Origin of the sequence: Halobacteriovorax sp. (genome assembly GCF_048381875.1) — a bacterium.
Classification (GTDB): domain Bacteria; phylum Bdellovibrionota; class Bacteriovoracia; order Bacteriovoracales; family Bacteriovoracaceae; genus Halobacteriovorax_A; species Halobacteriovorax_A vibrionivorans.
Map to the genome: position 1 here is coordinate 483,797 of NZ_JBLXBP010000001.1, position 19,035 is coordinate 502,831.

Annotated in this window: 21 protein-coding genes; 5 read left to right on the forward strand and 16 right to left on the reverse strand. The window is 36.5% G+C overall.

The genetic code is table 11. The annotated features are described in order from the left end of the window. Positions 1-1,634: elongation factor G (gene fusA, locus ACN5L8_RS02200; RefSeq protein ID WP_419172181.1), on the reverse strand; the 1,634-nt coding region annotated here is incomplete at its 3' end. 255 nt (positions 1,635-1,889) lie between these two features. Here fusA and ACN5L8_RS02205 point away from each other — a divergent pair. Next, on the forward strand, positions 1,890-2,585 hold the full coding sequence (locus ACN5L8_RS02205) for a hypothetical protein (RefSeq protein ID WP_419172182.1): 696 nt from the start codon (positions 1,890-1,892) through the stop codon (positions 2,583-2,585). A gap of 249 nt (positions 2,586-2,834) precedes the next feature. On the opposite strand, the gene ACN5L8_RS02210 is transcribed toward ACN5L8_RS02205, so the two are convergent. Beyond that, on the reverse strand, positions 2,835-3,335 hold the full coding sequence (locus ACN5L8_RS02210) for a DUF805 domain-containing protein (protein WP_419172183.1): 501 nt from the start codon (positions 3,333-3,335) through the stop codon (positions 2,835-2,837). 85 nt (positions 3,336-3,420) lie between these two features. On the opposite strand from ACN5L8_RS02210, the gene ACN5L8_RS02215 reads away from it, so the two are divergent. From ACN5L8_RS02215 to ACN5L8_RS02225, 3 genes are all read left to right on the forward strand, one after another. Next, on the forward strand, positions 3,421-4,056 hold the full coding sequence (locus tag ACN5L8_RS02215) for a MarC family protein (RefSeq protein WP_115362979.1): 636 nt from the start codon (positions 3,421-3,423) through the stop codon (positions 4,054-4,056). 70 nt (positions 4,057-4,126) lie between these two features. Continuing rightward, complete coding sequence (locus ACN5L8_RS02220; protein ID WP_419172184.1) at positions 4,127-5,464, forward strand: D-alanyl-D-alanine carboxypeptidase; 1,338 nt, start codon at positions 4,127-4,129, stop codon at positions 5,462-5,464. Further along, positions 5,457-5,918 carry an ankyrin repeat domain-containing protein gene (locus ACN5L8_RS02225; RefSeq protein WP_115362983.1) on the forward strand — a complete coding sequence of 154 codons (462 nt, stop codon included), beginning with the start codon at positions 5,457-5,459 and terminating at the stop codon, positions 5,916-5,918. The genes ACN5L8_RS02220 and ACN5L8_RS02225 overlap by 8 nt, the downstream gene beginning before the upstream one ends. Before the next feature lie 302 nt (positions 5,919-6,220). Here ACN5L8_RS02225 and ACN5L8_RS02230 read toward each other — a convergent pair whose 3' ends face one another. From ACN5L8_RS02230 to cdaA, 7 genes are all read right to left on the reverse strand, one after another. Further along, positions 6,221-7,375 (reverse strand): cysteine desulfurase family protein, encoded by a 1,155-nt coding sequence (locus tag ACN5L8_RS02230; RefSeq protein WP_419172185.1) that lies wholly within the window; start codon positions 7,373-7,375, stop codon positions 6,221-6,223. Further along, positions 7,359-7,922: an Rrf2 family transcriptional regulator gene (locus tag ACN5L8_RS02235; protein WP_115362987.1), complete on the reverse strand. Its 564-nt coding sequence runs from the start codon at positions 7,920-7,922 to the stop codon at positions 7,359-7,361. The genes ACN5L8_RS02230 and ACN5L8_RS02235 overlap by 17 nt, the downstream gene beginning before the upstream one ends. A 320-nt stretch (positions 7,923-8,242) precedes the next feature. Then, positions 8,243-8,698, reverse strand: coding sequence for a tRNA (adenosine(37)-N6)-threonylcarbamoyltransferase complex ATPase subunit type 1 TsaE (tsaE, locus tag ACN5L8_RS02240; RefSeq protein WP_158536898.1), 456 nt, complete (start codon positions 8,696-8,698; stop codon positions 8,243-8,245). Positions 8,699-8,774: 76 nt separating this feature from the next. After that, positions 8,775-9,539, reverse strand: a complete 765-nt coding sequence (locus ACN5L8_RS02245) for a pyridoxine 5'-phosphate synthase (RefSeq protein WP_419172186.1) — start codon at positions 9,537-9,539, stop codon at positions 8,775-8,777. Next, complete coding sequence (gene glmM / locus ACN5L8_RS02250; RefSeq protein WP_419172187.1) at positions 9,539-10,903, reverse strand: phosphoglucosamine mutase; 1,365 nt, start codon at positions 10,901-10,903, stop codon at positions 9,539-9,541. Before glmM ends, ACN5L8_RS02245 begins: the two co-directional genes overlap by 1 nt. Before the next feature lies 1 nt (position 10,904). After that, positions 10,905-11,837, reverse strand: a complete 933-nt coding sequence (locus tag ACN5L8_RS02255; RefSeq protein WP_115362995.1) for a YbbR-like domain-containing protein — start codon at positions 11,835-11,837, stop codon at positions 10,905-10,907. Between the two features lie 2 nt (positions 11,838-11,839). Next, a complete protein-coding gene (cdaA, locus tag ACN5L8_RS02260; RefSeq protein ID WP_419172188.1) occupies positions 11,840-12,646 on the reverse strand; it encodes a diadenylate cyclase CdaA in 807 nt (268 codons plus the stop codon). A 47-nt stretch (positions 12,647-12,693) separates the two neighbouring features. Between cdaA and ACN5L8_RS02265 the strand changes: the two genes are divergently transcribed. Further along, the gene (locus ACN5L8_RS02265; RefSeq protein ID WP_158536899.1) at positions 12,694-13,113 is read left to right on the forward strand and encodes a secondary thiamine-phosphate synthase enzyme YjbQ; all 420 of its coding nucleotides are present in this window, start codon (positions 12,694-12,696) and stop codon (positions 13,111-13,113) included. Between the two features lie 74 nt (positions 13,114-13,187). Here ACN5L8_RS02265 and rplT read toward each other — a convergent pair whose 3' ends face one another. The 7 genes from rplT to ACN5L8_RS02300 form a co-directional block, all read right to left on the reverse strand. Beyond that, the gene (gene rplT, locus ACN5L8_RS02270; RefSeq protein WP_115363001.1) at positions 13,188-13,532 is read right to left on the reverse strand and encodes a 50S ribosomal protein L20; all 345 of its coding nucleotides are present in this window, start codon (positions 13,530-13,532) and stop codon (positions 13,188-13,190) included. Positions 13,533-13,670: 138 nt separating this feature from the next. Further along, the gene (gene rpmI / locus ACN5L8_RS02275) at positions 13,671-13,877 is read right to left on the reverse strand and encodes a 50S ribosomal protein L35 (protein ID WP_115363003.1); all 207 of its coding nucleotides are present in this window, start codon (positions 13,875-13,877) and stop codon (positions 13,671-13,673) included. Positions 13,878-14,080: 203 nt separating this feature from the next. Continuing rightward, entirely contained in the window at positions 14,081-14,680 is a 600-nt protein-coding gene (infC, locus tag ACN5L8_RS02280; RefSeq protein ID WP_255509247.1) for a translation initiation factor IF-3, read from the reverse strand. A gap of 91 nt (positions 14,681-14,771) precedes the next feature. Further along, complete coding sequence (locus ACN5L8_RS02285; RefSeq protein ID WP_115363004.1) at positions 14,772-15,200, reverse strand: hypothetical protein; 429 nt, start codon at positions 15,198-15,200, stop codon at positions 14,772-14,774. Then, positions 15,201-16,103 (reverse strand): cation diffusion facilitator family transporter, encoded by a 903-nt coding sequence (locus tag ACN5L8_RS02290; RefSeq protein ID WP_419172189.1) that lies wholly within the window; start codon positions 16,101-16,103, stop codon positions 15,201-15,203. 14 nt (positions 16,104-16,117) lie between these two features. After that, entirely contained in the window at positions 16,118-17,902 is a 1,785-nt protein-coding gene (locus ACN5L8_RS02295; RefSeq protein ID WP_419172190.1) for a 1-acyl-sn-glycerol-3-phosphate acyltransferase, read from the reverse strand. An 11-nt stretch (positions 17,903-17,913) separates the two neighbouring features. Further along, positions 17,914-18,975 (reverse strand): IMP dehydrogenase, encoded by a 1,062-nt coding sequence (locus tag ACN5L8_RS02300; protein WP_334678456.1) that lies wholly within the window; start codon positions 18,973-18,975, stop codon positions 17,914-17,916. Positions 18,976-19,035: the final 60 nt, after the last annotated feature.

Sequence of the window (19,035 nt, forward strand, 5' to 3'; positions counted from 1 at the left end):
TTAAATACTTGATCTTCTTTATCCTTATCTTCTTCAGCAAGTGGCTTAAGTAGACCAACAACTTGACCGAATTGACCAGAACCACCAGTTTGCTTCTTGTGAGTATAATCAAACTGAGCTTCAGTTCTGATTGTTTCACGGTAGTTAACCTGTGGAGCACCAACTTCAACGTTAGCACCGAACTCACGCTTAAGTCTTTCTACGTAAATCTCAAGGTGTAGCTCACCCATACCAGCGATACGTGTTTCACCTGATTCTTCATCAGTGTATACGTGGAAAGTCGGGTCTTCTTTAAGGAATTTTGCAAGACCTTTAGACATTTTTGCTTGCTCGTTCTTATCCTTACAAGAAATCGAAAGCTCGATAACTGGGATTGGAACGTGAATACCTTCTAGTGATAGGTTCATATTATCGTCGTTACCAACGAAAGTATCCCCTGATGCACAGTCGATACCAACGATAGCGATGATGTCACCAGCGTGTGCTGAATCGATATTCTCTCTATCGTTAGAGTTCATACGAACCATACGTCCGATACGAACTTTCTTACCTGTTCTTGTATTGTAAACAGTATCACCTTTATTTAGTGTACCTCTATAGATTCTTGTATAAGTCAGCTGACCGAATTGCTCATCAGTGATCTTGAATGCCATCGCAAGTAGATCTTGTTCTGGATCTGGAGTGATCGTAACAGTTTCTTCAGTTTCTGAATCAACAGCTGTTGGAAGAGCACAAGTAAGTGGTGAAGGAAGGTATCTAGCAACTGCTTCAAGAAGTGCTTGTACACCTTTGTTCTTGAAAGCTGACCCCATGTAAACTGGAGTAAGTTGAAGAGATTGAACACCTTTTTTGATACATAGGTGAAGTTGTTCTTCAGTTGGCTCATTACCTTCTAGGTATGCTTCCATAACATCATCATCGTACTCAGCTACAGCGTCGATCATCTCAGCTCTTAGCTCTTCCATTTGATCTACTAGATCAGCTGGACATTCTTCGATTCTAACGTTTTCACCGTTATCACCATCAAAGTACATTGCTTGCTTAGTTACTAAGTCAACAACACCTGTGAACTGATCTTCTGCACCAATAGGGATTTGCATAAGAACAGCATTGTGGTTTAGTTTTTCTTTAAGTGCGTCACGTCCATTAAATGGGTTTGCTCCCATACGGTCCATCTTGTTTAAGAAAGCCATTCTTGGAACGTTATATCTTTTCATCTGTCTGTCTACAGTGATTGACTGAGACTGAACACCAGATACTGAACAAAGAACAAGGATAGCACCATCAAGAACACGTAGTGATCTTTCAACCTCAACAGTGAAATCAACGTGACCTGGAGTATCGATTAGGTTGATACGAGTATCTTTTTCAATACCGTCAGCAAAAGTTGTCCCTTTACCTGTAATACCTTTCCAGTGTGCTGTCGTTGCAGCAGATGTAATTGTAATCCCTTTTTCCTTCTCTAGCTCCATGTGGTCCATAGTTGCACCAGCACCACCACCACGAACATCTTCGATCTTGTGGATCATGTCACAATAAAAAAGGATACGCTCTGAAAGAGTAGTCTTACCAGAGTCGATGTGCGCCGAAATACCGATGTTTCTCGTTTTCGCCATCAATTTGTTGTTAACCATTCTTAACTCCGTTTTGAGGTTGTTAATATTTTAAAAGAGTCCAAATAAATATGGATGTCCAAATTTACAGATACCTTAAATACAAAATAATCAGTGTTGCATATTAGAGAAAAAAGCCATTCAAGTCAACGAGTTATAAGGCTTTTTTACGGCCAAAACAAAGAATATTTAAGTATTTATTTTTGATAAAAGCGGTTGACAAAAAATGACGTAGTTCTTAAAAAAATTTTCACACTAAAATTAAGGAATAAACGTATGTCTTCACAGTTAAGCAAACAAGATCTGTACGAATCAGTAAAAACACTAGTTGAAAGCGATGCACAATTAATACACTTGGCCCAACATAAACTATATACCCTCTTTAGTGTGGCGTTCCAATATATGTTATTTAGATCAACAAAAGAGGCCGGAGCTTACATTATTCGAGTTCAGGATGCGAAGTTAGCGCAAAAGCTTGCTCGTAAGTCAAAAGATGAATCAACGCGTAAATTCTTACAGCAATTACAGATTCCAAGAAAGATCAAATATGGAAAGTCTACTTTCTATTTAGACTTCTTCAATATTGCTAGCTGGAACCTAACGAAGAATCTTAATCCTGCAAATATCAAAGGATCAATTATTGTTCGTGACACGACTGAAGAGTCTCCAGTTAAACAAATCATGGCACTACAAGCAGAAGCGGCAATGAATGAAGCAATCTTAGAAGGGCGTGAAGAAGAGGATATCAAAATTGATATTCCAGAGCTTCCTGAAGACTTCTACTTTTCACACTTAGTTGAAGCTTCTCCAAAATCAATCTTTATCGCTTTTGATGAAGTGTTAGAAGAAGGAGTTCTAGAGCCTTTTAACCCGACTGCAATCAACTTCCCTTTTATTAAAAAGGATGTTCAAAAAACAATTTCCGGTGTAACGATTTCAAATGATCTAGATTGGGATAAAATTGATGAGTAGACGCGGCATTGTCTGCCCAAAGGCAGACTATTGGACGCGTCGACAGCTCCCCCCATTCTTTAGCTAATATACTTAATTCAACAAGCCGGGTTCAAGCCCGGCTTTGTTGCCTCTGGAGCAATGGGAAAGCACCAGCAAGACAAAACACAAACCGGCAAACCGGTACGTCGATACTTTTCGACACTTCAATCACATACACAAGACAGTTACAAGTAAGCTTAGTTTTAAAGAAAATAGGTACGTCGATACTTACAGATTACTTAAATTGTAATAGTACTGAGCGACAAAAAATAAAACCGGTGCGATAGGAAAAACAAAAAAAGAAACTAAAATCGAAACGAGTCGATTGGAGAAGAACTTTAATACATACTTATTTTTAGCAACTCTTGTATATTCACTTGAAATATAACCAGGACAAAGAACAAGAAATGCGGCCAAGAAAAGTTGTCCTATAATTGGTATCATCATTGTTCCATGAGCAAGCAATATATACTCTGGCATGAATCTACCGAATATATCTCTAGTTCTTCTAACAAATGAACTGATTAGAATATAGAAAGTAAGGCATATTAAAATAGCAAACAAGACCTCTCCAGACGGTGACATAGAGAACCCTCCTTTATCACCAGGAAAAGCAGCAATAGGCCCGAAGATTACAATTGGAGTCATCACTACTGGAAAGATAAGCCCAAACATCAGAAACTCTTTTCTCGCTCCATGTCCTCTGAATGTTAAAAAGTCTAGAATCACGTCTCCCCCAAAATTAGTTTATAAAATTATAACATACGTAAAAAATCTAACTTGAATATTTATTGAAAGCAGTCATAATCTAGATATGAAAACTGCTCACATGATCTCATTCTTTGTTGCCCTCCTCTCTGTTGTTAATCCAATTGGAGCACTCCCAATGTTTATGGGACTGACAAAGAACCTTTCAAAGACTCAAAGAAAGAGTATGGTGCGAGTTTGTTCCATTGCCGTCTTTGTTACTCTTGTGATCTCTCTATTTATTGGAAAGAAAATCCTAAGCTTCTTTGGCATATCAATAGGGGCCTTTACTGTAGGAGGAGGTATACTTATTTTCTCTATGGCAACTTCCATGATCAATGCAAAAGACGTTGAATCTAAGCTTACCCAAGATGAAATGGATGACGATTCAATTCGTGAAATTGGAATAGTACCTTTGGCCATTCCACTTCTTGCTGGACCAGGGGCCATATCAACGACTATCATCTACGCGCAAAAACTGACGTCTCCAATTGACTGGGCCTTAAGTATTCCGATCCTATTTCTTGCCGTTCTATGCATCTACATTGCTCTGATCAATGCGAATACAATTAGTGAAAAAGTTGGCCAACTTGGTGTCAATGTAACAACACGTGTCATGGGGCTCTTTCTCCTGGCCATGTCTGTTGAAATGATAACAAATGGATTGGCATCGATTCTACCAATTCTAAAAGCACAACTTTAAGAAAATCTTAATAACGCATAAAGACATCAGCTCTTGACCGAAGAGACCAAATTACCTAGAATCCCCCTTCATGAATTCGTTCAAACTTATATCCATTTTCCTTTTTGCCATTAGTGTAAATGCTAATATCCACAATGGGATTGCCAATAAATGGTTAGAGCTCTCTAAAGAATTTGGCCTTGATAGCAAGGAGCATGGATTTTGCTATCTCTACAATGGAGAAATATACGGAAAAACGGCCCATCTAAAAGCGAGGCTAGCATCCACTTCAAAACCTCTAACAAGTCTTATGGCCTTAAAAACACAAGGCCCAAACTATGAGCATCAAACAGAAGTCATTTCCGATGGAAGAAATATACATCTTATTGGATCTGATGATGGCATGTTTAACGAAGATAAAATCTTCTATCTCATAGGCAGATTAAATGCTTTGGGAATAACAGAACTAGATAATTTAAGTTTTGATAACTACACTCCAATATTTGCAATTGCCCTATACTCACGCATGAGTATGAGCGAAGCGTGGTATTCAAAAGAATATAATATTGAGCAACTTGAAGAATATTTCAATTTAGATACTAATAAGGACATTCAATCGAGACTAAGAAGATTTCTAAAAAATACTCCGGTTGAAATACTAAACGAGCTTGGAATCTCTTCAAGATATTCTGATTACAAAATGAGTACTAAAAGAGTTTTCTACAGTACAAGAATTCCTTTGATTGATTATAATTACAATTTCACACTAACTGCTCCAAAACTACTGACTTATCTTAAGTATCAAAACTCAGTGTCGCATAATTGGCTTGCAGATATAACTTATCGAAGCTTTGGCGCAAGATCATATGGAGACTGGTTTCTAGAAAATTTAGCTGAAGAATCATTTGGAAACGACTACTACCAAAAACGAATTGGATTTAAAGATCAAGAGCCCCATGCACTACTCTACACAGGCTCAGGCCTAGATTCAAAGATCAATGATGAGCGTGTTGATAATTACGCAACTTGTGCAATTATAGTTAAAGCATATGAACAATTAGAGTTAGAATTAGCAGACTATGGCAAAGGACTTAGCGATATATTACCAGTTGCTGGAGTTGATATAGGAACATTGGCCAATCGTTTAAATGCACGTCGAAACCTAGGATCAATAATGGCCAAGACAGGAACTCTAATGAATACAAAGTCTCTAGCAGGTAAGCTAAAGACGAAATCAGGAGATATATTCTTTGGCTTCTTTCATCATGTATATAAGGCCAATGGAAGCGAACAATATAATGCAAAAATTGTTCAAGATCTTATGACAGAATATTTAATTGAAGAATTTGGAGGAGCAAAACCTCTTATCTACAAAAGGCCAAAACAATTCTTCCCACTAAAATTATCAGAGGCAGTGCTACTTGAATAAACTTACCATTCCACTTGTCATATTTTTTATAGGTCTTGCTACTTATATTTCTCGTAACGGAACAAAGGCCGCTAATACAACGTTCGAGTCTCCTGTTCCTATTGAAATCTCAAGAGAGAGTAGAAAAGAATTAGAGCGCACTAATATAAAAAATCATAGCAATTATAAAAATTTTGATGAGGCCTTAATTGCAAGCCTAGCGATGGAGGATGACGAAGAAGTTATTCATGCATTAAAAGCAGGTGCAAATCCAAATATAATCTTTAATAATCGAAAGTTTACCATGGCAATGGATAAGAGTTTAAATTGTAACCCTAAAATTCTTATGGCCCTAATTGAAGCGGGGGCCGATTTAAATATGAAAGATACTCACAATAAAAGTGCACTTGATTATGCCAAGAGAAATGGAAATGAAGAGTGTATAAATATTCTTATTGATTCTGGTGCAAAATAAAAATGGGGCCTTGGCTTGTACTTTAAAAGAAAAGGTAGGATTTTAGAGCAAGAGAAAAAAACAAATTCTTGTTTTTCAGCATGGTCGGTAGAAGTGTTAAGTGGGACTCTTTTTAAAGAACCAAGGCCATCCAACCATTGATACTTTAATTAAAGCAATGCACGTGCCAACTTTCGAACCGGTTCACTCAAGTAAATTCAAATAGTTAATCGAGGTGCATAATGCGTCCTGAGGTCAAAATGAACTCATTTCAAAATACATCCTTGATGTCAAAGCGCACATTGCGGCGCATCATACGGAGATTATTTTAGAAATTTAGATAGAACAGGATCTAGCTTTTGAATGATCTCACTAGAGCTTTCTGTGAACGGAGAAAGAGATAATCGTAGAACATTAGTCGAAGAAATATCATCTAATCCATAGGCCTTTGCCACTCGAGAAGGCTTTATAATACCTGAAGCACATGCTGAGCCACTTGATCCGCAGATACCGGCCATATCAAGTGCCATCATAAGGGTATTAATATCTCGCTCACCTATACTAAAGAAGATTGTCGTGGCATTACGGCCTTTAGCATTAGCACCAATTACCGTAATCTCATTTTTAAAGTTTTCTAATAACCATTTTTCAATTTCGACTTTGGCATTATTTACTTTATCGTAATCAAATTTTTCAAGATTGTATTCAAGAGCTAGCTTAATAGTATTTGTACCAAATGCATTCTCCGTTCCCGAACGCATGGCCTTCTGTTGACCGCCTCCACGTATAAGTGGAGTCCAATTAGACTTTGTCGAGATAAGAGAAAAGCCAACACTTTTCATGGCACCAAATTTGTGGCCAGAAAATGTATAGTAATCAAGACCTAAAGGAAGCTTTTGCCAATCTTTAACCTTAGAAACAAGTTGAACACAATCAATATGGACAGTTGCACCTGTCTCATTCTTTATCTCCAACACTTCATTTAAATCCCAAACAACACCGCTTTCATTATTTACGTAAGTGAAATTAATAAGCTTATCACCCTCAAGTCCTTTTAAGGCCTTAATAACTTCTTCTTTATTGAAGTCACCATCCTTAGTATTTAGCACTTGAAACGTACCACCTAATATTTCTACGTGCTCTCTTTGATTGACCATACTAGAATGATCGCTATCAAAGCATAGAACATGAAATGGCCTCTTTGCTTTTAATGAATTGAAGCTAAAGCCTTTTACAACACTATTAATGGCCTCTGTTGCACCTGAGTGAAAGAAGACATCGTATTCCTTAGCATTAAAAGTGGATTGAATTGTATCAATTGTTGCATTGATAAGAGATTTCGACTTTCTACCTAATTGATGGGTAGAGGCCGGATTACCAAAGCATGCGGCCCCCTTAGTGAGCCAATCTTCAACTGGTTTCACTAAGGGGGCCGTAGCATTATAATCTAGATAAAGACAATTATTGATTAATTTCACCTAAGCCTGATCTGATTCCTGAAGCGTACTCGCTAAATGCACTTTCTGTAGATGTGCTTTGAGTTTGAGCTTCAACTGTTTGTGAAGGTTGCTCATTAGTGCGCTCTTCGTTACCTCTTACTTCAGACTCAACCTCACCTGATTTTCTAATAAGGTCACCTAGAGAAGTTGTCGATAGGTATTCGCTCATAATGAAACCAAGGTTTTGGAAATAATTCTTTGATAGGTGGAACTCTACTGTATTTGCTTGTTCAGCTTCTGTTCCAAGAATATCCTTAGCAGGGTTGATGTTTTCACCAACACATTCAAGAACATCTTTAATTGTAATTTCTTCCATCGAACGAGCAAGAACATAACCACCACCTGGTCCTCTTACAGACTTAACTGCTTGACCATTCCTTAGCTTTCTAAAAAGCTGCTCAAGATAGTGTAGTGAAATGTTTTGTCTTTCTGAAATTTCCTGTAGTCTAACAGGGTTACCGTTGCTGTTTGTAGTTAGATCAAGCATTGCTCTAACTGCGTAGCGTCCTTTCGAAGTGAGTCTCATTGGTCTTCCTCCATAAATCCAAATGTTAAATAAAAAATTAGTTTTTTATACTTTAAGCAAGTGTGTGCTAATCAGGAGTCGCTTTCCATGCTATCCTTTCCTTGAAAGACCTTATCTATAAAATCTTTCTTCCTAAATATTATGTCAGCCCATCAGACTTAAAGTCAACTCGATTTAATCAATTATTATGAAAAAATATTTTTCATTTAATACATCTACAGAAAGCTAATAAATTCAGACACTTGAAGATGAAAAAGAAGCAAGTAAATCTATTTAAAAACAGACTTACTCGGTTATTTCTGCCCACTTGTTAGAAGATGTTAAAAAATAATTTTTTTCAGAAAGTAGTTTCTTGAGGCTTCATCGTGTCCATCTTTAACTTCATTGCTTTCAATGTCTAATTGAAAATAATGGAAATCATCTGAGAGTTCACGATAAATATCACGAATATAGTCTTTTCCCCATTCTACTAGGAAGTACTTCTTCTCTTCTAAGTACATAGGAAGTTCTAAATGCATGATCTCTTCTGCTGTTTCAAGACGATAGAAGTCAGCATGGACAACTTCTCCGCAATCATTGATTAGAGAATATGTTGGAGATCCAGAATTATCTTCACCAAGAAAAATATTTGTAAAAGTTGTCTTACCTGCACCAACTGGCCCATTTAAAACAACGATTGCTGGCTCTTTTAATGATTCTTTTAATTCGACAATAATATTTGAAATATCGCTTTGGTAAACTTTCTTCCAATGTCTAACGTCCTTGTAGTCAAACAACGGTTTCTCCTTAAAATTCATTTAAGAATATTTTCAACGATTAAAATTTTTAAAGCAACGAAAGGAAAAGCATTCCTTACTTAATTGGATGGTTTCTAAACAAATTAAGCATATCAGAAGTTACATTAGCTATTCCGCTAAAGACGGCCTGAGATACAATCCAGTGACCAATATTATATTCAACAAATAAACCCTGCTCTAAAAGAGGTTTTACACTCTCCATCGTAAGGCCATGACCAGCATGGAAGGAAACCCCACTATCTTTAAGATAATTGAAGCATTGAACATATTTTTCTAAATGAGGATTTAAGTCGCCTTCTTTTAAAAAGTCGATTGCATAAGCACCTGTGTGAATTTCTACAGCATCAGCCTTCAAGTCAATACATCTTTGCATTACTTTAGTATCAGCTTCTACAAAGAGTGAAATTTTCGTATTTGGTGTCTTTTCGCGAAGATAATTCATTGAATCTTGTACCTTAGAAAAGTTATCACTCAATAGATCAAGACCACCTTCAGTTGTCTTCTCTTCCCTTTTTTCAGGAACAAGACAAATCCACTCTGGCCTAAAGTCTGCTGCTATCTCAACAATCTCTTTGGCACATCCTATTTCTAGATTAAGTGGTTTTTCATAGCGTTTTGTTACGGCCATAACACTTGTTAAGTCAGTATCTTGAATATGTCTTCGATCTTCTCTTAGGTGGATTGTAATTTGATCCGCACCGGCCTTTAATACATGAGCAGCTGCATCGGCAACGCTTGGATAACCTTCATCGCGTTGTTGTCTTAACGTTGCAACATGATCAATATTAACACCTAATCTAGCTATATTCATTGTACTCATTACGCTATTTCCTTTTTAAGAGCGGCAACCAGACGATCACATACCGCTTCAATTAAAGCACTGCTCTTTCCTTCAACCATAACTCGAGCAAGAGGCTCTGTTCCTGAATAACGGAAAATCACACGCCCTTCATTTCCAAGCTCTTGCTCACAAGCTCTTAATTCTTTTTCAAAGCCAGGCATCTCTTCAATGCTTTTCTTTTGAGAAACTGAAACATTCTTAAGGATTTGAGGATATAATTCAATTTCTTCAGAAAGTTCATTGATTGATTTCTTAAAGTAAAAAGTTGCTTCAATGGCCTTAAGTGCAGCAAGTGTTCCATCCCCTGTCGTTGCATGCTCTAGGAAAATGATGTGACCAGAAGGCTCACCACCTAAAAGGGCATTTTCGCTCTTCATATATTCCATGATATAGCGATCACCAACTTTAGTGCGATGAAAGTTAAGGCCAAGTTTCTTCAGATAATTCTCAAGTCCTAAGTTCGACATTATTGTACCAACAACAGTGTCTCCCTTTTTAAGTTTACCTTGATCGAGAAGTAACTTAGCAAAAATTCCAATTAATCGGTCACCATCAATAAGGCCTCCGTTCTTATCAATCACCTGAATACGATCAGCATCACCATCAAGACAGAAGCCAATGTCAGCACGAAGCTTTACAACTTCATTTGCAGCCTCTGAAGGATGAAGACTTCCACAATTTAAATTAATATTTTCACCGTTTGGATTTACTCCAATTGAAAAAACTTCTGCACCAAGCTCACTCATAACAAGAGGAGCGACTTTATAACTAGCACCATTGGCACTATCGACAACGACTCTCATTCCAGTAAGGTCACATTCTTCAGCAATTGCTGATTTCACGTGAACAACGTATCGTCCTTCAACACCTTCTAACCTCTTAGCACGGCCAATTTCACCACCAACCTTTGGCGGGATAAGCTTAGGATTTAATACTAGTTCTTCAAGCTCAAGCTCAACTTCATCAGGAAGCTTAAAACCATGAGCATCAAATATTTTAATTCCATTATCATCAAAGTCATTATGAGAGGCCGAGATCATAATTCCAGCATCTGCTCTCATGGAAGTTGTAACAAAAGCCACGCCAGGAGTTGGAAGAGGTCCCGTAAAAATAACTCGTCCACCTTGAGAAAGTACTCCAGCAGAGAAAGCTTGTTCAATCATATAGCAGCTTAAACGAGTATCTTTTCCGATAATGATTAGAGGTGCTTTCTTATTTTCATTTTTCTTTTGAAAATAAAATGTTACTGCACGGCCTAGTGCCGTTGCGATCTCAGGAACCATTGGGTAAATATTAGCTTTTCCTCTAATTCCATCTGTTCCAAATAATTTTCTTTCACTCATTTTAACGACTCACTTTTATTACTTCTGGGTGTATTTTTAATAAGTGCACATCATCAGGGAGCTCGGCCCTTAAACGAATATTTGCACTTTTGCCCATATCTGCAGGAATATCTGCATAAATCTTTATATCACTTTCTTTAATTTTATCATTTCCTGTCTTTAATACATCTAGGGAAACTTTTCTCACTCGAGAGCGAAATTTAATATTAGGTGCGACAAAAAGAATAGGAATATTCTTTAATGTTAAATTGGCTTTTTGCGGCCTAATATCATATTTAAACTTTACGATATTCTTTTCCCCGTATCTTAAGAAGTCTGGCAGCTCTTCAAGTTCAACTTGGGCCTCACCTTGTCCAGTGTACTCAGATAGATCAATCATACGAGTTTTAACAAGCCCTACTCCTCGCATAATATCTCTTGCTCCTTCAATTCTAACTTTAGAAGGCTCTATATCGGCCGAAATAAGTTTCAAGTCCTTCGGGAGATTATTTGTATAATTTAATTTTACTGGGACATTCTTATAAATGAGTTTATCAAGGTTTATGGTTACATATTTTGGAGAAATTTCTACAACTTCAACACCAAAAGGGACAACCAGATCACTATCCTTAATCGTATACTTTATTCTTTTAGTATTGCGCTTTACCTTCAATTTCTTCAAATCAATTTGAAACTTTAAATGATCATCACCATGAAAGTCCTTTAAAAAGGCCCTTGCACCTTTTAGTTTGACATGAATCTCTTTTGCAGAAACAGATGTAACATCAACACTTGTTGCAGGAAGCACACTTAGATTATAGATCCTCTCAGTTTCAATTGGCTCTGAGTTTACAACGTAGAACCATAGAAAAACGGCCAGCGCTAAACTTGTTAGGATAAGAAATTGATTTTGTAAGAATTCAAATAGTCGACTATTTTCAATTTTACGTAACATCTCTAAACTCCCTGTCCTGTAAGATTAGTTTGTGAATCAAGCCTTTTACCTGACCAAGCTTTCTTAAGAAGTACACGTAATTCGTTTTCGTTATGACAATATAAGAACTCTCCATTATAGCAAAGTTTGATTTTTCCAGTCTCTTCACTAACGATAATTACAATAGCATCTGAAACTTCTGAGATACCAAGAGCGGCCCTGTGGCGTGTACCAAAGTGGCGGTCAATTTCAATATTCTTAGACAGAGGAAGAAAACATCCAGCGGCCAGAATCTTTCCAGCACGTAAAATGATTGCACCATCATGAAGTGGAGAAATCGTTTGGAAAATTGAATAAATTAAATCAGAGTGAACCTGAGCATCTAAGACAGTTCCAGTGTCGATATAATTTTGTAGTCCATTTTTTCTTTCAACAACAATTAGTGCACCAGTTCTCTCTTTTGATAATGCCGTGACACTTTTTATAACTTCTTCAAGGTCGTAATTAACAGGAGAACGATCGAAGAAGTTAAACATCTTACGTCCAGTACCAACAGTCGCAAGTGCTGCTCGTAATTGATCTTGAAAGATAACGATGAAAATGATGAAAATATAATCAAAAAAGTGTTCTAAAATCCAATTAACAGTGTAGAGATTATAGTTAATTCCTAAGAAGTAAAGAATGGCCAAAAAAACCATCCCCAATAATACTTGAATTGCTCTGGTACCTTTTACAATCTTTAATACTTGATAGATCATAAAAGCGACAATTCCCATATCGAAAAAGTCTTTTATACTGAGCTGCTTTAATAGCGTGGAGAATAAAGTCATATATAATTCTTTTATTATTAATAATATTAAATGTTTGGAGTTTAATGATGCCTATAAAAACGCAGATAGTAAACACATCAGGGGAAGGCTTTTATAATATTACAAAAGAAATTCGTCACTGCGCAAAAGAACTTAACCCACAAGAGCGTGATGGAATCCTAGTTTTACAAATTCAACATACGAGCGCGGCACTATGTGTTAATGAAGCATTTGATCCAAGTGCAAAAGAAGATATGGAAAACTTCTTAAAATATCTTGTTCCAAGAGACTTAAACTTTATCACACATACGGCAGAAGGCCCAGATGACTCACCTTCACACATGAAGTCTATTCTTATGCAAACAGGACTGACCCTAATTATTGAAGATGGAGAATTTGATATTGGCAGATGGTCGGGCATTTATCTTTGTGAGTTTCGAGATCACAAGCAAGAAAGAAAAGTAAAAGTGAAATTTATAGAGGGATAAATAACAAAGGCCTCATAAAGAGGCCCTGTTATATAGTTTTGTTTTTTATTTTATTAAATCAATAGTTTAATGAATTACTTTGTTGATTCGTAGATTGCTTTAAATCCTTCAAAGTCTCTAGCAGCGATTTCCGCAAGCATCTTTCTGTTGATTTCAACATTGTTCTTCTTAAGCTGTCCCATGAACTTTGAATAAGAAGTACCAAGAAGCTTAGCAGCTGCAGAGATTCTAACGATCCAAAGCTTTCTCATATCTCTTTTAAGAAGCCTTCTACCGATATATCTGTAGTGTAATGCTCTTTTTACTGTTTCAGAAGCGTGATAGTACTTAGTTCTTCTTGAAAAGTGAAAACCTTTCGCTAATTTAAGAACCTTGTTTCTTCTCGCTCTTGCTTTAAAACCTCTTCTAACTCTAGACATAATTTACTCCATTTTTTTGACGTTTGGGGGTTAACTCATTAATCGTCAACTCTTGTACTTCCCAAAAATCAGGTTAAAAAAACAAATTGTTTTGTCGATTTATAGTTTCGACCAACTTAATTTTTGAATTGCTTGCGCTTAGTTTTTTGCAGCGTAAGGTAACATTCTTTTTACACGACCAGTATCTGAAGCGTGAACGTAATCTGTTTTACCAGCTCTTTTCTTCGCATCAGTTGGTTTCTTTTCAAGAATGTGTCTTAGGTTTGCTCTTTTTCTTTTGAACTTACCGTTACCTACTGGCTTAAATCTTTTAGCAGCAGCTCTTCTTGTTTTCATTTTTGGCATTAAATACTCCTTAAATTTTTCTGTGTTAAAACACAGATCGAGAATTCAACAAAATATAACAAAACTATAAGTGCATATTTGTAGCAGGTTTGCACACTTAATGCAAAGGATAATCATCTTTTAGTAAAAAAATATCAGGTACTTAGGAAGTATATGAGAAGAAGTGCCTGACGTAAAATCAGGCACTTACATATGAAAAAGAGTTATTTCTTTTTAACAGGGGCAACGATTGTAATAATACGATTCCCCATCATCTTAATTGGAGACTCAATAGCAGCTGAGGCTTCTTCGCAAACTCCTGCAAGAATCGACTCAAACTTCTCTTTCCCCATATCTTTATAGGCCATTTCACGTCCACGAAATTGCATAACAAATTTTACTTTGTCGCCATTTTCAAGGAATTTGTAGGCCTTCTTAAGCTTAGTTTCAAGATCATGTGCTTCAATATTTGGACGTAGCTGAATTTCTTTAAGTTGAACCTTAGCTTGCTTCTTCTTTGCTTCAGCAGCTTTTTTCTGTTGTTCGTACTTAAACTTACCGTAGTCCATTAGCTTTACAACAGGTGGCTTAGCTGTTGGTGCGATCTCGATGAGATCAACGCCAAGTTCTTCAGCAATTTCACGTGCCTTATCAATAGAAACGACTCCATACTGTTCTTCATCACTCATTAGACGACATTCTGGAATTCTGATTTGGTCATTCGTTCTAGGGCCTCTCTCTTTTCTTCTACCCCTTCCACCTTTAAAATTGTTGCTAATAAAACACCTCCGGAAATAAGACCAATTATTAGCGGTTGGTCTCATAATAAATAAATATCAAGAATTGATCATATACAATTCTAATAGTTTACAATTGTGATTGCAAACATAACAAAAAATATTCCTCGAGTATACATTAATGAAGGAGATATTTCTCATAAAAAACCTGATAATCCCCTTCATGTGAAGATATTCGTAAAAAATAGTCCTCATCTATACCTAAATCATTAAATAACTCAGAAATCTTCTTATATTCTCTTAACTTTTCTAGGCCAATCTCTACACTTTCAATATCTCCAGAATTTAGATCCTTAGTTATAAGATTCTTATTCTGTATATTACCTATAATAGGAATCCCTACAATATATTCTAAGTCCTGCTCTTCATCCCTACTAACGAGAAGATAGAGTTCATCGTATTTGAAATGAATAAGATTACCATGGACAATTTCAGACATTAAATGGGCCGCTTCAGAGAAAATGCGGCCTAATTCTTTATGAGTGGCCCCGTGAACCAATCGAATATTTCCAATTTTTCTAATATTTTTATCTTTACCTAAATCCATTTAGTCCTCGTGAGTCTCATCATCTGGTTCAATATGGATTAAAATATCAATATCGCGACAATAATCCTTAAGTAGTGATCTTAAGCGATCTTCAACCTCATGTGAAATTTCATGGGCCTTTGTTAATGAGAGCTTAGGATCAAGTAGAAGATGAAAGTCTATTTGCATCCATGTCGTATTTCCACGCGCTCTAAACTCATGTATATCACGGACATATTGCATATCCTCTAATGCTTTTAGATAACGAACCTTAATAACTGGTGATACATCGAGAAGATCATTTAAATTATCTAATGTAATTTGAATCGCTAGATAAAAGAGGTAGAAGATAATAAGTCCACCAACAATATAATCGACGATAAAGATTTCAAACTTAGCACAAACTATTGAGATAAGAACACCAATACTAATGACCATATCACCAAACGTGTGCCCGCTATCTGCAATTAAAATCTTAGAATTTAACTCTCGCCCTTTTCGACCTTCATAACTTGATACAAATGCACTTACCGCAATTGAGATGAGTATTGATAATATTGGGATGGCCCCAAATAAACCTCTGGCCTGCTCCCCAGAAAAAACGAAGTCGTGATAATCAATACCTAATTTAATTGAAGAACCAAATAACATTAGAGCAATAATTAGTGCTCCAAGGTTTTCAAATTTATAATGGCCGTAATTATGTCTACGATCACTTGGCTTTGCAGCGATTGCTATCGTGATTAAACCTAAGATATTTGAAGAGCCATCAAAAAGAGACTCAATCCCAGAAGATCTAAGAGAAAGAAAATCAAATTGAATACCGGCAAAGAGCTTAATTAGAGCGACTGTGATATTTAAGAAAAAAGTTATTAGTAAAACTTTTTTTATTGCACTTTCTCTTGATAGTAATTCTGTCTTCAAATGCAGCCTTTTAGTTATACCACTTTAAAATTAAGTTTGAGTTGGTCTAATAGAATCTTCTCAGTAGACTCGATAAAATCAGCGAGTTTATCTCTATCTGCTACGTAGTAAGAATTGTCTTCGTAACCTAAAACACCGACTTGCTCAAAATACTGCAGAGCAGTTTTCATTAATTCAACATTTTGGCTTTCTGGAAAACGGATGACTCTTTGAGTTTGAATTTCTGCACTATAAACATCCGCAAATCGCTTCATATAATCCGCCGTTTTAAAAGAGACATTATTCTTTTGAAAACTTTCTAACGTCAGGGCCGACACAAAGTATGCTTCGTTTATATAAGTAAGAGAGCGAGCAAAGATACTTAATTTGGAAGCGACTTCATAGAGGTCTTTATTAGTGAACTCAATGGCCTCGTTTAAATTAGCAATATCTCTTCCCACAACATTACTTAGTATCTTAAGAGTCTTTGAATAGTATTGTTTTACAGTTGGTAAATAAAACTCCATCTTTAATAAGCTTCTTTGCTTGATGAAGAATTGTTTTAAACAATCGGCATTTTCTATCTCACCACTAAAAACATTAAACCAAGCAAGAGATATGGTCCAAGGTATAATGAAGTGATGAACTATTGTATTTTTGAAAAAGAGAAGCTCTCCTCTTGAGTCCTTCTTAATTGAATAAAATAGAGAAGATCCAACTTCTTTTTGCCCAATAACATCAACCTTATTATTGCCAATAAGGATGTCCATTGCACGGCCAATAGAGTCTTCTAATAGAGAGTCTTTTAGACCATCAGTAAAAGGAATATTATATGACTTACAATATTCTAAAATTGCCTGAGCTTTTAATATGATATCTGTCCACTTAAGAGCACCTGTTGGCTCATCAAGAAGAATTAGAACAAGTAAGTTAGTCGGCGTGATAACCATTTGATCACCAACACTTCTAAAACATTTAAATGCAAGGTCTCTTACATGCTTCTTATTCTCATCTGGATCATCTAATTTATATGCATATTGAGGCTTACCAAGATTGATATGGATTTTACCAAATTGATAGGCCATAAGCTTTAGAAGGCCAAAGAGTTGTCCTGTCGACTCTTTCTTCTTCTTTCCACCCATCATCTCTTTTGCCAGTGCTTTTTGCTCTGGAACATACTCATGAGCAATACTTACAGGAACAAATGCTAATCCTCTCTCTTTTGCATTTGGAAGATGTGAATGTGCCTCTAGTAGCATTTGGTATAGGCCGTATTTTGGTGGCCTAAGTTTTCCAGAGCGAGTACGCCCACCTTCAAAGAAGAATTCAATGGGCTCTTTCCTTTTTAATAGGGCAAAGAGGTAGGCTTCCATTGTAAATTTATAGAGAATGTCGTTTTGAAAGCTTCTTCTAATAAAGAAGCATCCAGACTTTCTAAATATTTTACCAATTGGGAATATATTTAAGTTATCACCACCTGCAACATAGAGCATACGTTTGTATTCTTTGAAGAATTTATAATTAATAGCAATATAATCGGCATGTGATTGGTGATTTGGAACGAGAACGACACTGTCTTTTTCAAGCAAAGCTCGAAGATCAGTGTCATTTTCTTTGTAACTGATACCATCATAAAGTCTTGGTAAAGTAGCATCAAAGAACTTTTCCATCGACTTCATATATGAAGGTGAGTTAATTGCACGCATTTCTTTAAAGTTTGCAATTACTTTCTTCCTAGTCGCTTCAGGATCTTTACTATCACTGATGCGTTTTACGATCTTAGGATAACTTAATAAGTCATCTAGGATATCAGTTTGCATAGAGCGGCCTTTTATTGTTTTCCGTGTGGTTTACTCTCTGCCATACCAGAAGATGACATTTCCATAAATAATCCGGCTTCACTCATTTGATCAAGTTGATCAACTCCAAGATAAGTCATCCCTGAGCGAATACCACCTGTAAGTTCGTTGATAATATTCTCAACTGGCCCTTTACAAGGAATCATTGTATCAACACCTTCTGCGGCCATACCTTTTGGAAGCTCCCCACGCCAAGAAACTTGAGCGGCCTTTGAAGCCATTCCACGATATTCTTTCATTCCACCCTTAACTTCACCTGGAGTTTCTAATGCTCCTGAGAGAAGTGATCCGGCCATACATGAATTAGCTCCAGCACATAATGCTTTTACCATGTCACCAGAGTTCTTAAGTCCACCATCTGCGATAACAGGGATCCCTGCTTTCTGTGCTTCTGCAACACACATTGCAACAGCTGTTAATTGTGGAACTCCATGACCTGTAATGATACGTGTTGTACACATACTTCCAGGACCGATACCAACTTTAACAGCATCAGCACCTTTATCAATCATACGCTTTACACCATCTGGTGTTGCAACATTACCTGCAATAACATCAATTGATGGATAATTTTTCTTAATATACTCGAGAACTTCCATCATCATAATTGAATCACCATGAGCGATATCAACAGTTAGAATTTCTACTCCTAATTCAGCAAGTAGGTCTGCTCTCTTTTTTCCCTCATCCTTAACACCAACTGAAGCTGCGATAGGAAGAGAGATAGAATGTTCTTTGAAATATTTTTGAATTGCTTTTACATCTTCAACTTGTTGCTCTGGAGACATGAAACGATGAAGAATACCAACGCCACCGAGACGTCCCATCTCCATTGCCATCTCTGGTCCTGTAACTGTATCCATATTTGCAGCAATAATTGGAATATCAATTGAATGGTTCTTAGTAATTTTTGTTTTTAAATTCGTGTGTCTTCGAGAAGAAATCTCTGAATACCTAGGAATTAATAAAACGTCATCAAAAGTTAAACCTTTTCCACGACTTAAAATACCATTTGCTTTGAATGTTAAATCCATACTCTCCCCTAAAATAACAATCCCGTGTGTGTAATTTCAACGTCATAATATCATTGTCGA